Below are 12,509 nucleotides of genomic sequence, written 5' to 3'. Positions count from 1 at the left end.
TGCTGGGCTCCGGGACGTCCGCGCGTCGATCTGCCCCTTCACGCCGTTCGGGGGGTCTGGCACACTCACGCGCCGTGACGATCTTTCCTGCTCGTGTGGCGCTGACCGCGGTGGCCGGCGTTGTGCTACCGGTTCTGTTGCTGGCGGGCTGCGCCAGCGACGGAGCGCCGGATGCGACGGCGTCGTCCGACGCGATTCGTGCCGTGCCGGAGGACTTATGCGACCGCGTCGATTACGCGCTCGCCACGTCAGCCTTCGACGGCGGGCCGATGCCGATACCGCCGGCGGACGACGATCGTGGCCCCAACTTCCGGTGCCACAAGGGCTTCTTCGAGGGGGATGAGTTCCGCGGCGGGTTCGTGTTCCTGAAGGTGCAGAGCTTTGGTGGGGCGGGCGAGGCTCGTACCGGGTTCGAGCGTTCCGTCACCGTGACTTCGGCAGAGCCGTTCGAGGGCGGTTCGGAGATCGTCGCCGATGCAGTCCGCTATCAGCAGCTCCGGGACGATGTCAGGATCGAGATCCTGGACGCCAACGTGATCATGGAGGTCCGGCTGGCAGTGGTGAGTGCGGTGAGCGACGAGCAGGCGGCGGCGATGCGGCCGACAGCGGTCCGGCTGGCGGTGCACGCGCTGGATCTGATCCGTGCCGGCTGATCACCGCCGGGTTGTCTCGCCGAGGCCCGGCTGGCCTAGTCGCGGTGCAATGATCGACTCCGTTTCGGCGAAACGGTGGTATCGGGCGGGGGCGGTAGGCGCCGTTTCGGCGTAACGGTGGCACCGATTGTGCCGGTGGCCGGGCTGGCGCATGGCGCGCCCGCGCGGACGGGGGACTGTGAGGAGGCTTCGCCGTTGATGATCATCATGGCTGGCAGGATGTAGATCATGCTCGCGTTGCGCCGCACCCTGACCACGTGGACTGTGTCCGTACCGATCGCTGCCCTTGTGGTGCTCGCGCTGACCTGGAACCAGAAGCTCGACGGCATCATGGTCGTGATCGTGGGCCTGTTCCTGGCCGGCGCGGTGCTGGCGGCGGTGCATCACGCCGAGGTGGTCGCGCACAAGGTCGGTGAGCCGTACGGGTCACTGGTGCTCGCGGTGGCGGTCACGGTGATCGAGGTGGCCCTGATCGTCACGCTGATGATCAGTGGTGGGGAGAAGACGCAGTCGCTGGCGCGGGACACGGTCTTCGCCGCCGTGATGATCACCTGCAACGGCATCCTCGGCTTGTCGTTGCTGATCGGTGCGCTGCGCCGCCGGTTGGCCGTGTTCAATCCGGAGGGTACGGGTGGCGCGTTGGCGACCGTGGCGACTCTCGCCACGCTCAGTCTGGTGGTGCCGACGTTCACCATAGGCCGCGCCGGTCCGCAGTTCAGCCCGGCCCAGTTGACCTTTGCGGCGGTGGTGTCGCTGGCCCTGTACGCCCTGTTCGTGATGGTGCAGACCGGCCGGCACCGGGACTATTTCCTGCCGGTGGGCAGTGAAGGGGAGACGCTGCCGGAGGAGGTGCACGCCGATCCGCCGTCGACCCGGCAGGCGCTGATCAGCCTCGGGCTGCTGCTTGTCGCGCTGGTGGCGGTGGTCGGTGACGCGAAGTCGGTGTCCCCGGCGATCGAGGCGGGTGTCGCGGCGGTGAACCTGCCGCCGGCGTTCGTCGGGGTGATAATCGCGCTGCTGGTGCTGCTGCCGGAGACCCTGGCGGCGGCCCGCGCCGCCCGCCGTGACCGGGTGCAGATCAGCCTCAACCTGTCGCTCGGTTCGGCGATGGCCAGCATCGGTCTGACCATCCCGGCCATCGCGATCGCCTCGATCTGGCTGGAAGGGCCGCTGCTGCTCGGCCTCGGCGGCACCCAGGTCACCCTGCTCGCGTTGACGGTGATAACCGGCGTGCTGACCGTGGTGCCGGGGCGGGCCACCCTGTTGCAGGGCGGGGTGCACCTGGTGCTGTTCGCCGCCTTCGTCTTCCTCGCCGCCAGCCCGTGACATCCCGCCGGCACCCGCCACACCGGCCCGCCGGCACCACGCCACGTCGGCACACCACGCCGGCACCACAGCGGCCCGTTAACACACGCCAGACCGGTCCCACAGTGAACCGGTGCGGGCGATACGGCGTACCAGACGGCGACGGGCATGCCGGTCGTACCGTGGGGGTATGGAAGCTGGCATCGCCGAGGCGGGAGGATGCGGTGGCGGCAGACGGGCGGGAGCGGCGTCGGGGCAGGTTCGCCGGTCTGGTGGTGGCGCTGGTCGCGGCGACCGCGTGCATGGTCGACCCGGTGGGTCAGCCGGGTGAGCCGACCGAACAGCGGGAACCGGCGTCGCCGAGCGAAGAGGTGACCCGGGCCGACGGCACCGACACGGTCGAGGAGTTCCAGGAGGACGTGGAGGTCGCCCGGCGTACCGCCGAACGCTACTGGGCGGCGCAGTTCGAGGCGTCCGGGAGTTCGTTCCGGCCGATCCGGCAGGTGATCGCCTACCAGCGTGACGGTGAGGTGTCCTGCGGTGGGCAGGAGGTGCCCCGCAACAACGCCGTCTACTGCACGGTCAGCGACTTCATCGCGTACGACATCAACTGGTCGTTCGGGGCGTTCCGGCAGGTGGGGGACGCGTTCGTGTACTACCTGATCGGCCACGAGTACGCCCACGGGATCCAGACCCGCCTCGGGGTCCAGTACGACTTCACCATCCAGCAGGAGTTGCAGGCCGACTGCATGGCCGGGGCGTACCTGGGTGGTTCGGTGGAAGCCGGTTGGCTCACCCTCGACGACGGTGATCTGGACGAGTTCCACGAGGGTCTGCTCGCCGTCGGCGACGACCCGGGTCAGCCCTGGTTCGCCGAGGGCTCGCACGGCACCCCGGAGCAGCGCGCCGAGGCGTTCTTCCGGGGCTACGAGCGGTCGCTGTCGGCCTGCGGGCTCGGTTGAGAAAGGTCACCGACCCGGGCATACGGCGGTGACGGGCTGACAGGATTCACCGGGTACCCGACGCGAGGAGGATCCGGTGACGAGTCACCCCGCGGCCGTGCTGTTCGACATGGACGGCACCCTGGTCGACAGTGAGCGACTGTGGGACGTCGCGTTGGCCGAGCTCGCCGAGGCGTACGGCGGCAGCCTTTCCGCCGAGGCGCGGCGGGCGATCGTCGGCACCGGGATGGCCGACTCGATGCGGATTCTGCACGACGATCTGGGTCAGCCGCACCGGGATCCGGCGGCCAGCGCGGAGTGGATCAACAGACGGATTCTCGAACTGTTCCGTACCGGGCTGCAGTGGCGTCCGGGCGCACTGGCGTTGCTGGCGGCGGTGCGGGCGGCACAGGTCCCGACGGCCCTGGTCACCTCCAGCGGCCGGGCGTTGGTCGAGATCGCTCTGGACACCTTGGGTCGGGACAGCTTCGACGTGGTGGTCTGCGGTGACGAGGTCGAGGCGACCAAGCCGCACCCGGAGCCGTACCTGACGGCTGCCCGGCTGCTCGGCGTACCGATCGACAGGTGTGTGGCGATCGAGGATTCGGCCACCGGGGTGGCCAGCGCGGTCGCCGCCGGAGCGGCGGTGCTGGCCGTGCCGGCGGAGGTGCCGGTCGCGCCGCGCGACGGCGTACACCAGGTGGAGAGCCTGCTCGCGGCGGACCTGGAGTTGTTGGCGGCGCTGCTCGCCCGCTCCGCCGCCTGACGTCTGCACCGACGCTGCCGACGCTTGTGTTAAAAAGGGCCCCCTGTACCGCGCTAGGCGTTAACAGGGGGCCCTTCCTTACAGGTCAGTCGTGGGCGATGGCGCCCAGGACGTTGATGCGGGCGGCGCGGATCGCGGGCAGGACCGCCGCGATCACGCCGATCAGCGCGGCCAGGCCGAGGAAGACCCCCATCTGACCCCACGGCAGCACCAGGTCGGTGATGCCCTCGTCGCGCAGGGCCTCCACCACGGCGGCGCCCAGGCCGGTGCCGACGACCACGCCGAGCAGCGCGCCGAACACCGAGATCACCACCGCCTCCACCGTGATCATGCCCATGGTCTGCGACCGCTTCAGGCCGATGGCGCGCAGCAGGCCCAGCTCGCGGGTCCGCTCCAGCACCGACAGGGCCAGGGTGTTGATGATGCCGAGTACGGCGATCACGATGGCCAGCGCCAGCAGGATGCGGATCATCGTGAGCAGGCTGTCGAGCTGACCGGCCTGCTGCTCGATGTACGCGTCGAGGCTGACCACCGACACCTCGGGGCTGTTGGCCAGCAGCGCCTCGACGCGCGGCTGCACCTGGTCGACCGCCGTGCCGGGCTCCAGCTGGACGAAACCCTGAATGGGCTGCGGGATGGTGAAGTCGGCGGCCGACTGGGTCGGCACCACCATCTGCACCCCGGTGAACAGCGGCGAGTCGTCGAAGATGCCGGTGACGGTGAAGGTCTGCGCCTCACCGCGGGCGAACTGGATCGGCACGGTCGAGCCGACCGACAGACCCCGGTCCTTCGCGGTGTCCGTGCTGACCAGCAGCTCACCGGGGCCCAGCCGGTCGATGTTCCCGGCGGAGGCGGTCAGGCTGTAGACCTGGCGCAGGGCGGCCGGTTCGGTCACCGCTCCGGTGTAGGTGCGCTTGCCGTCGACCAGGGACATGTCGCCGTAGAGGCCGTCGACCAGCCGTACCCCGGGGATCGTCTTCGCCTCGTCCAGCACCGCCGGATCGAAGGTCGGCGGGCGGGGCCCGGACTGCGCACCGGCGATCACCAGTTCCGCCTTGACGGTGTCCTGGGCCAGACCGCTGATGCTGCTCTTGGCCGAGTCCAGGATGACGGTGATGCCGGTGACCAGGGCGATGCCGACCATCAGCGCGGCGGCGGTGATCGCGGTACGGCGCGGGTTGCGGCCGGAGTTGAGCCGGCCCAGCTTGCCCGGCACCCAGCCGGAGAAGATCGCGCCGAGGGCCGCCACCACCGGCTTGCTGATCAGCGGCGTCAGCAGGGCCACCCCGATGAAGGCGAACAGCACGCCACCGAGGATGGTGGCAAGCGTGTTGCTGTCGGCGTAGCCGCCCAGGCCGAGGAAGAGCAGGGTGGCGCCGATCGCGGTGACCACCGCCCCGGCGATGGTGATCTTCGTCAGGGGGCGGTCCGGCGTGGCGACGTCCTGCATCGCCGCGATCGGGGGGATCCGCGCGGCCCGTAGCGCCGGCAGCAGCGCCGCCAGCACGGTGATCACCAGGCCGACACCGAACGCACCGATCACCGCCGACGCGGGCACCGCGATCCCGGCCAGGGTCATCCCACCGGCGAGGTTGCTGAACAGGTACGCCAGCAGCGCGCCGATGCCGATGCCGGCGGCCAGGCCGAACACCGCGGCGATCAGGCCGATGGCGATCGCCTCCATCACCACCGAGCCGATGATCTGCTTGCCGCTGGCACCCACGGCCCGCAGCAACGCCAGTTCCCGGGTGCGCTGCGCCACGATGATCGAGAACGTGTTGAGGATCAGGAAGGTGCCGACCAGCAGCGCTACCGCGGCGAAGCCGAGCAGGATCCGGTTGAAGAAGGACAGGCCCTCCTTCAACCCGGCGGCGGCGTCGGCGGAGAGCTGCTCGCCGGTCTTCACGTCGTAGGCGTCGCCGACCGCGGCGGCCACCGCGTCACGCAACTGCTCGTCCGAGACGCCGGTGGCGGCGGTGGCCACGATGTTGGTGTAGACGTCCGGCTCGCCGAGCATCAGTTCCTGCGCCGCCGGCGTGGTGAACATGATCTCGTTGGCGCCGCCCATGGAGTCCCGGTCGCCGCTGTAGCCGAAGATGCCGACGATGGTGAAGTCCTTGCGCGGCTGGAGGGTGAGCACGCCCACCCGGTCGCCGACGGCCACGTCGGCCGTGGTCGCCAGACCCTTGTTGATCACGATCTCGTCGTCGGTCTGCGGTTCGCGGCCCTCGCGCAGCTGCACCAGGTCGCTCTCGCCGACCCAGTTGCCGCCGAGCTGCGGCGGACCGAACGAGGCGACCACCTTGCCGTTGCTGCCGATCAGTCGGGCACCGTCGGCGGCCACCACACCGGTCGCCTCGGCCACCCCGTCGACCGACTGCACCGTCTGCAGAGCGGCAGCCGGCACCGGCCCGGCGAGCTGCGGGCCCTCGAACTCGTTGCCCTGCACCTTCGGCTTGGCGGCGACGCTGACGTCGACCTCTTCGTAGGCGTCGGCGAAGATCTGGTCGAAGGTGCGACCGAGGGTGTCGGTGAGCACGAACGCACCGGAGACGAACATCACGCCCAGCACCACGGCCAGGCCGGACAACATCAGCCGGACCTTGCGGGCCAGCAGGCTCTTCAGTGTCGCCCGAAACATCAGGGAGCCACCTCGGTCAGGGTGTCCAGCTTCTTCATCGTGTCCAGCACCGTGTCGGCGGTCGGCTCGATCAACTCGGAGACGATCTGCCCGTCGGCCAGGAAGACCACCCGGTCGGCGTACGCGGCGGCGGTCGGGTCGTGGGTGACCATCACGATGGTCTGACCGTGCTCGCGTACCGAGTTGCGCAGGAAGTTCAGCACCTCGGCGCCGGCCCGCGAGTCCAGGTTGCCGGTCGGTTCGTCGGCGAAGATGACCTCGGGGCGGGCCACCAGGGCCCGCGCGCACGCCACCCGCTGCTGCTGGCCGCCGGAGAGCTGCGCCGGCCGGTGGTCGAGCCGGTCGCGCAGCCCGACCGTGTCGATGACGATGTCGTACCAGGCCTGGTCGGGCTTGCGGCCGGCGATGGAGAGCGGCAGCAGGATGTTTTCCTTGGCGGTCAGCGTCGGCAGCAGGTTGAACTGCTGAAAGATGAAGCCGATCTTGTCGCGCCGCAGCTTCGTCAGACCGGCGTCACCGAGACCGGTGACCGTGGTGTCGCCGACGTGCACGGTGCCTCGGGTGACCGTGTCCAACCCGGCCAGGCAGTGCATGAGCGTCGACTTGCCGGAGCCCGAGGGGCCCATGATCGCAGTGAACCGTCCGCGCTCGAACTCGGCGCTCACCCCCTGCAGCGCGATGACCTGAGCCTCGCCGCTGCCGTACACCTTCCACACGTCGCTCGCCCGGGCTGCGGCCTCTGCCGACCGGCCTGTCGTAGCGGTCACGTTATAACCTCTCCGTCGCTGTTCAGATCGTGCCGCCCTCCCGTGGATCTCGGCACGAGTTCCATCATCTGCGCCGTGTGCCGGCGATCCCTACGACTCCTGGGGGAGTGGGTGCGGATTTCCGGCTGCGGGTAGTCCCCCACCCGGGGTCAGGGTTATCCCGGATCAGCGCTGTGAGCAGCGACGAAGCTCGTCACCACACGATAGTCCGCGACTCTGGCCCCCGCGAGAGACAACCGTTCTCGGTGCAGACCGTCACGGTAGGTGACGGATGCAACGGTCACGTTACGCCCCCGGCCGGACCAGACCCGACTCGTACGCCAAGACCACCGCCTGCACCCGGTCGCGCAGCCCGAGCTTGGTCAACACGTTCCCGACGTGGGTTTTGATGGTGGTCTCGCTGACCGACAGGGCGCGGGCGATCTCGGCGTTGGACAACCCGCGGGCCACCTGCCCCAGCACCTCCCGTTCCCGGTCGGTGAGCGTGCTCAGCGCCTTCGGCGGTGACGCTGCGGGATCGGGCAGCACGTCGGCGAAGCGGTCCAGCAGCCGCCGCAGGATGCGGGGGGCCACCACCGCGTCGCCGGCGGCCACGGTACGGATCGCGGTGATCAGATCCTCGGCGGGCACGTCCTTGGACAGGAATCCACTCGCCCCGGCCCGCAGCCCACCCACCACGTACTCGTCGAGTTCGAAGGTGGTCAGGATGAGCACCCGGACCGGCAGCCGGGCGTCGACGATCGCCCGGGTGGCGCTCACCCCGTCCATCCGCGGCATCCGGATGTCCATCAGCACCACGTCGGGCAGCAGCCGGCGGGACAACTCCACCGCCTCCGCGCCGTCGCCGGCCTCCGCCACGATGTCCAGGTCCGGCTCGGCGCCGAGCACCATCCGGAAGCCGGTACGCAGCAACGGCTGGTCGTCGGCGAGCAGGATGCGCACCGGACGGGTCGTCGACGGCGTCGGATCGGTCATCTCATCCTCCGGGGTCAGGGTGCCGCAAAGCGGGTCTCGGGCAGTGGTTCGACCGGAATGCGCGCGTACACCCGGTAGCCGCCGCCGGCGCGGGCCCCGGTCCGCAGGACACCACCGTAGAGGGCGACCCGCTCACGCATCCCCACCAGGCCGTGCCCGACCCGCTGCCGGTCCGGTGACGGCCCTCGACCGGTGTCGGTGATCTCCACCTCGACGGCGTCACCGGGGTAGCTGACGTGCACCTGCGCGGTGGCCCGGCCAGCGTGCTTGAGGGCGTTGGTCAGTGCTTCCTGCACGATCCGGTACACGGTCAACGCCACGCCCTGCTCCACCGGCCCCGGCGTGCCGGTCACCGCGAAGGTTACCGGCAACCCGGCCTCGCGGACCTGTTCGACGAGCATCTCGATGCCGGCGAGACCGGGCTGGGGGGCCAGGTCGGCGGCCGGCTCGGCCTCGGTGCGCAGCACGTCCAGCAGCCGCCGCAGCTCCCGCAGGGTGGCCCGGCTGGTCTCCTCGATGGTGGCGACCGCCTCGTCGGCGGCCTTGGGATCGCGGGGCAGCACCCGCCGGACCCCGGTGGCCAGCACCCCCATCACGCTGACGTGGTGGGCCACCACGTCGTGCAGTTCCCGGGCGATGCGTCGCCGCTCGTCGGCGACCGCCTGCTCGGCGAGGGCGCGCTGGTTGGCCTCGGCGACCCGGGCCCGTTCCCGCAGCGCCGCCGTGGTGGACCGGCGGGCGTGCACCGTACGGCCCACGGAGAACGACACGATCCCGACCAGCAGGTTGTTCGCCACCACGTACGCCGCGCCGACCTGCGGCAGACCCTCGGTGGGCAGCAGGGGCGCCAGCACCGCCACCGGCACCCACAGTGCCACCGCGGTCGCCAGCGCCGGGCGTATCGGCTGGCAGGCGGCCACGGTGTAGGTGAGCACGACCAGGGTGAGGCCCTGGGTGGCCGGCACCACCTCGATCACGACCGGCAGGGCCAGCGACGCCAGCGCGGCCAGCACGGCGGGCCACGGCGCGATCCGCCGCAACAGCACGGGGCTGGCACAGAGCAGGCTCCAGCCCAGCGCCTCCGGCAGCGACCGGGGCCAGAACTCCCGGGGGGACAGCAGGGTGAACAGCGCCTCACCCAGCACCAGCCCGACGGTCAACAACGCGTCGCCGGCCAGCGGGCGTGCCCGTAGCCACTGCCTCAGCTGCCTACCCATGCCACGACGCTAGCCGCCCATGCCGGTGAGAGATCATCTCGGATGGTGAGCTGCCTGTCCTTCCTGAGGAGGAGAGCTACTCGTCCGCGCCCGGGGTGGCGGGGCGGGTGCGGGCGTCGCGCAGCGGATCCGCGCCGGGCAGGTGCTCGGGGAAGGGCGGCGGGGTGCCGCCGTAGCTCGGGCAGAGCGCCTGGTGGCTGCACCAGTCGCAGAGCCGGCTCGGCCGGGGCCGGAAGTCCTGGGCGGCGGTGGCCTGCTCGATCGCCCGCCACAGCGCCACCACCGTGCGTTCGAAGCGCACCAACTCCTCGGCGTCCGGGCTGTAGTCGCACACCTCGGCGTCGCGTAGATAGAGCAGCCGCAGCACCCGGGGCACCACGCCCCGGGTGCGCCAGAGCACCAGCGCGTAGAACTTGAGCTGGAACAACGCCCGCGCCTCGAACGCCTCGCGGGGCGCACCACCGGTCTTGTAGTCCACCACCCGCAGCGCGCCGTCGGGGGCGACGTCGAGCCGGTCGAGGTAGCCGCGGATGAGCAACTCCTCGTCGATCACGGCGGAGATCAGGCTCTCCCGTTCGGCCGGCTCCAGTCGACGCGGATCCTCCACCGAGAAGTAGCCCTCCAGCAGGGTCGCCGCCGAGCGCAGGAACTCGACCGCGTCGACCGTGCCGTCGTCGGTGAACAGTCCGGCCAGTTCCGGCTGCTCGGTGACCAGCCGGTCCCACTGCGGTGCGACGAGGTCACCGGCCGCCTGCGGGGTGCGCCCGGCCGCCGGCAGGTCGAACAACCGCTCCAGCACCGCGTGCACAAGCGTGCCGCGCGCCTGCTCGACGGTGGGCCGCTCGGGCAGCCGGTCGATGCTGCGGAACCGGTAGAGCAGCGGGCAGGTCTTGAAATCCGCGGCGCGTGAGGGTGACAGCGAGGCCCGCACCGTTGGCGGCAACGGGGTCGAAGTCGGAGCCTGCTGGGTGATCACCGGATCCGCGGTCATGCCGTGGAAGACTAGGGCACCGGTACGACAGGGCAGCCGCCGCCGCACCGAAGGTGATCTCCCGCCGCGTAGCATCGGCTCGGTGGAGCAGAGCAGGCAGTCACGGCCGGGCCGGCGTCCCGGCCTGCAGGTCGGTCGGATCTTCGGGGTGCCGCTGTACCTGAACGCCTCGATCCTGCTGCTGGCCGTGTTGATCATCGTGCTCTACGGCGAACTTGCCGGCCAGCGACTGGCGCTCTCGCCGACCCTCGGCTACCTGGTCGGCGCCGGCTTCGTGGTCTCGCTGCTCGGCTCGGTGCTGGCCCACGAGCTCGGCCACGCGCTCACCGCACGACACTTCGGCATCGGTGTGCGGGGGATCACCCTCGAACTGCTCGGCGGGTACACCGAGATGGACCGGGACGCGCCGTCGCCCCGGGTGGACCTGCTGGTGTCGCTGGCCGGGCCGGCGGTCTCCGCGCTGCTCGGCGTGGCCGCCGTCGCCGCGACCGTGGCGCTGCCCGACCGCACCGTGGCCCACCAGCTCGCCTTCCAACTGGCGGTGAGCAACGTCATCGTCGCCGTGTTCAACAGCCTGCCCGGGCTGCCGTTGGACGGCGGGCGGGCGTTGCGGGCGGTCATCTGGGCGGTCACCCGGGACCGGCACCGGGCCACCGAGGTGGCCGGCTGGGTCGGCCGGGTCCTCGCCGTGGCCACCGTGGCGCTTGTCGGTCTGCTCTACGCCGCCGACCTGCTGAGCCTGCTGGCGCTGCCGCTGACCGCCCTGGTCGCGCTCACTATCTGGCACGGCGCCGGACAGTCGATCCGGTTGGCCCGGATCGGCCGGCGACTGCCCCTGATCGACCTGGCCCGGCTGGCCCGGCCGGTGTTCGCCGTACCCACCGCCACCCCGCTGGCCGAGGCCCAGCGCCGGGCCGACGAGTCGGCCCCGGACCGGCCGGTGGCGCTGCTGGTGACCGACGCCGCGGACCGACCGGTGGCGGTGGTCGATCCGGCCGCGGCGGCGGCCGTGCCGCCGCACCGCCGGCCCTGGCTCGCCGTGGACGCGGTCGCCCGCGCGGTCGCCGACCTGCCGCGCATGTCGGTGGCCACGGACGGGGAACGGGTGCTGGAGACGGTGCAGGCCCACCCGGGCGCGCAGTACCTCGTGACGGCAGGCGAAGATGTCGTCGGCATTCTGCACATCGCGGATCTGGCGCACCTGCTCGAACCTCACCGGAAGATGAACACGTGACCGTGACCCACTCCCACCCGGCGACCCCGGGCGACGCCGTGCCCGCCGAGACCCCGGAGCTGCCCCCGGTGCACCGTGGGCCGTTCCGGCCCGGTGACCGGGTGCAGCTGACCGACCCCAAGGGCCGGATGCACACGGTCACCCTGGAGCCGGGCAAGCAGTTCCACACCCACCGGGGCATCCTGGCGCACGACGAGCTGATCGGGCTGCCCGACGGCAGCGTGGTCACCACCTCCGGCGGGGGTACGGCCTTCCTGGCGCTGCGTCCGCTGCTGTCGGACTACGTGCTGTCCATGCCCCGTGGCGCCCAGGTGATCTACCCCAAGGACTCGGCGCAGATCGTCGCCATGGGCGACATCTTCCCCGGCGCCAAGGTGCTCGAGGCCGGCGCCGGCTCCGGCGCGCTGAGCTGCTCGCTGCTGCGCGCGGTCGGCACCAGCGGCGAACTGCACTCCTACGAGCTGCGCGACGACTTCGCCCAGATCGCCCGGCGCAACGTGGAGGCGTTCTTCAACGGGCCGCACCCCGCGTGGCACCTGCACGTCGGTGACGTCGGCGAGTGCACCGAGACGGGTTTCGACCGCATCATCCTGGACATGCTGGCCCCGTGGGAGAACCTCGACATGGTCGAACGGGCGTTGCTGCCCGGCGGGGTCTTCATCGGCTACGTCGCGACCACTCCGCAGCTGTCCGAGCTGGTCGAGGCGCTGCGGGAACGGGGCGGCTGGACCGAGCCGCGGGCCTGGGAGTCGCTGGTGCGCGACTGGCACGCCGAAGGGCTCGCGGTGCGACCCGACCACCGGATGATCGCGCACACCGCGTTCCTCGTCTCCGCGCGTAAGCTCGCCCCCGGAGTGACCGCGCCGCCGCGCCGGCGCAAGCCCAGCAAGGGCACCGAGGCGTACGTGCAGCGCCGGCAGGCGCTACGCGAGGCGGAGGCGGCCCGACAGGCGAGTACGGCGTCGCAGACGCAACCGGACACGACGCAGGAGACGGGCAGGCCGTGACGGCGGAATGGG

General features: G+C 71.1%; 11 protein-coding genes. 6 read left to right on the top strand and 5 right to left on the bottom strand.

Annotation, left to right across the window (positions count from 1 at the left end; all coding sequences use genetic code 11):
* Window positions 1–74 precede the first annotated feature (74 nt).
* The 4 genes from VAB18032_RS18130 (at window position 75) to VAB18032_RS18115 (ending at window position 3,665) form a co-directional block, all read left to right on the top strand.
* Window positions 75–653: a hypothetical protein gene (locus VAB18032_RS18130; RefSeq protein WP_148272304.1), complete on the top strand. Its 579-nt coding sequence runs from the start codon at window positions 75–77 to the stop codon at window positions 651–653.
* 228 nt (window positions 654–881) lie between these two features.
* Window positions 882–1,979, top strand: a complete 1,098-nt coding sequence (locus tag VAB18032_RS18125) for a calcium:cation antiporter (RefSeq protein ID WP_013734334.1) — start codon at window positions 882–884, stop codon at window positions 1,977–1,979.
* 203 nt (window positions 1,980–2,182) lie between these two features.
* Window positions 2,183–2,920 (top strand): neutral zinc metallopeptidase, encoded by a 738-nt coding sequence (locus tag VAB18032_RS18120; protein ID WP_013734333.1) that lies wholly within the window; start codon window positions 2,183–2,185, stop codon window positions 2,918–2,920.
* Between the two features lie 97 nt (window positions 2,921–3,017).
* Window positions 3,018–3,665 (top strand): HAD family hydrolase, encoded by a 648-nt coding sequence (locus VAB18032_RS18115; RefSeq protein ID WP_043721191.1) that lies wholly within the window; start codon window positions 3,018–3,020, stop codon window positions 3,663–3,665.
* An 85-nt stretch (window positions 3,666–3,750) separates the two neighbouring features.
* Here the strand turns inward: VAB18032_RS18115 and VAB18032_RS18110 are convergent, their stop codons facing one another.
* The 5 genes from VAB18032_RS18110 to VAB18032_RS18090 form a co-directional block, all read right to left on the bottom strand.
* On the bottom strand, window positions 3,751–6,306 hold the full coding sequence (locus VAB18032_RS18110) for an ABC transporter permease (protein WP_013734331.1): 2,556 nt from the start codon (window positions 6,304–6,306) through the stop codon (window positions 3,751–3,753).
* Window positions 6,306–7,073 (bottom strand): ABC transporter ATP-binding protein, encoded by a 768-nt coding sequence (locus VAB18032_RS18105; RefSeq protein WP_043721187.1) that lies wholly within the window; start codon window positions 7,071–7,073, stop codon window positions 6,306–6,308. Before VAB18032_RS18105 ends, VAB18032_RS18110 begins: the two co-directional genes overlap by 1 nt.
* Before the next feature lie 285 nt (window positions 7,074–7,358).
* On the bottom strand, window positions 7,359–8,048 hold the full coding sequence (locus VAB18032_RS18100) for a response regulator (protein WP_013734329.1): 690 nt from the start codon (window positions 8,046–8,048) through the stop codon (window positions 7,359–7,361).
* Window positions 8,049–8,062: 14 nt separating this feature from the next.
* Entirely contained in the window at window positions 8,063–9,265 is a 1,203-nt protein-coding gene (locus tag VAB18032_RS18095) for a sensor histidine kinase (protein ID WP_013734328.1), read from the bottom strand.
* A 76-nt stretch (window positions 9,266–9,341) separates the two neighbouring features.
* The gene (locus VAB18032_RS18090) at window positions 9,342–10,256 is read right to left on the bottom strand and encodes a RecB family exonuclease (RefSeq protein WP_043721185.1); all 915 of its coding nucleotides are present in this window, start codon (window positions 10,254–10,256) and stop codon (window positions 9,342–9,344) included.
* Between the two features lie 82 nt (window positions 10,257–10,338).
* Between VAB18032_RS18090 and VAB18032_RS18085 the strand changes: the two genes are divergently transcribed.
* Both VAB18032_RS18085 and VAB18032_RS18080 read left to right on the top strand, forming a co-directional pair.
* The gene (locus VAB18032_RS18085) at window positions 10,339–11,490 is read left to right on the top strand and encodes a M50 family metallopeptidase (RefSeq protein WP_013734326.1); all 1,152 of its coding nucleotides are present in this window, start codon (window positions 10,339–10,341) and stop codon (window positions 11,488–11,490) included.
* The gene (locus tag VAB18032_RS18080; RefSeq protein WP_013734325.1) at window positions 11,487–12,497 is read left to right on the top strand and encodes a tRNA (adenine-N1)-methyltransferase; all 1,011 of its coding nucleotides are present in this window, start codon (window positions 11,487–11,489) and stop codon (window positions 12,495–12,497) included. The genes VAB18032_RS18085 and VAB18032_RS18080 overlap by 4 nt, the downstream gene beginning before the upstream one ends.
* The last annotated feature ends 12 nt before the right edge of the window (window positions 12,498–12,509 follow it).

It is taken from the genome of Micromonospora maris AB-18-032, from assembly GCF_000204155.1.
Classification (GTDB): Bacteria; Actinomycetota; Actinomycetes; order Mycobacteriales; family Micromonosporaceae; genus Micromonospora; species Micromonospora gifhornensis.
The sequence above is the reverse complement of the archived record's forward strand: the minus strand, read 5'-3'. Positions and strand labels throughout refer to the sequence as shown.

Coding starts and splice junctions, on each gene's coding strand:
- VAB18032_RS18125 (WP_013734334.1), top strand. CDS start 882: ATGCTCGCGTTGCGCCGCACCCTGACCACGTGGACTGTGTCCGTACCG.
- VAB18032_RS18110 (WP_013734331.1), bottom strand. CDS start 6,306: ATGTTTCGGGCGACACTGAAGAGCCTGCTGGCCCGCAAGGTCCGGCTG.
- VAB18032_RS18100 (WP_013734329.1), bottom strand. CDS start 8,048: ATGACCGATCCGACGCCGTCGACGACCCGTCCGGTGCGCATCCTGCTC.
- VAB18032_RS18095 (WP_013734328.1), bottom strand. CDS start 9,265: ATGGGTAGGCAGCTGAGGCAGTGGCTACGGGCACGCCCGCTGGCCGGC.
- VAB18032_RS18090 (WP_043721185.1), bottom strand. CDS start 10,256: ATGACCGCGGATCCGGTGATCACCCAGCAGGCTCCGACTTCGACCCCG.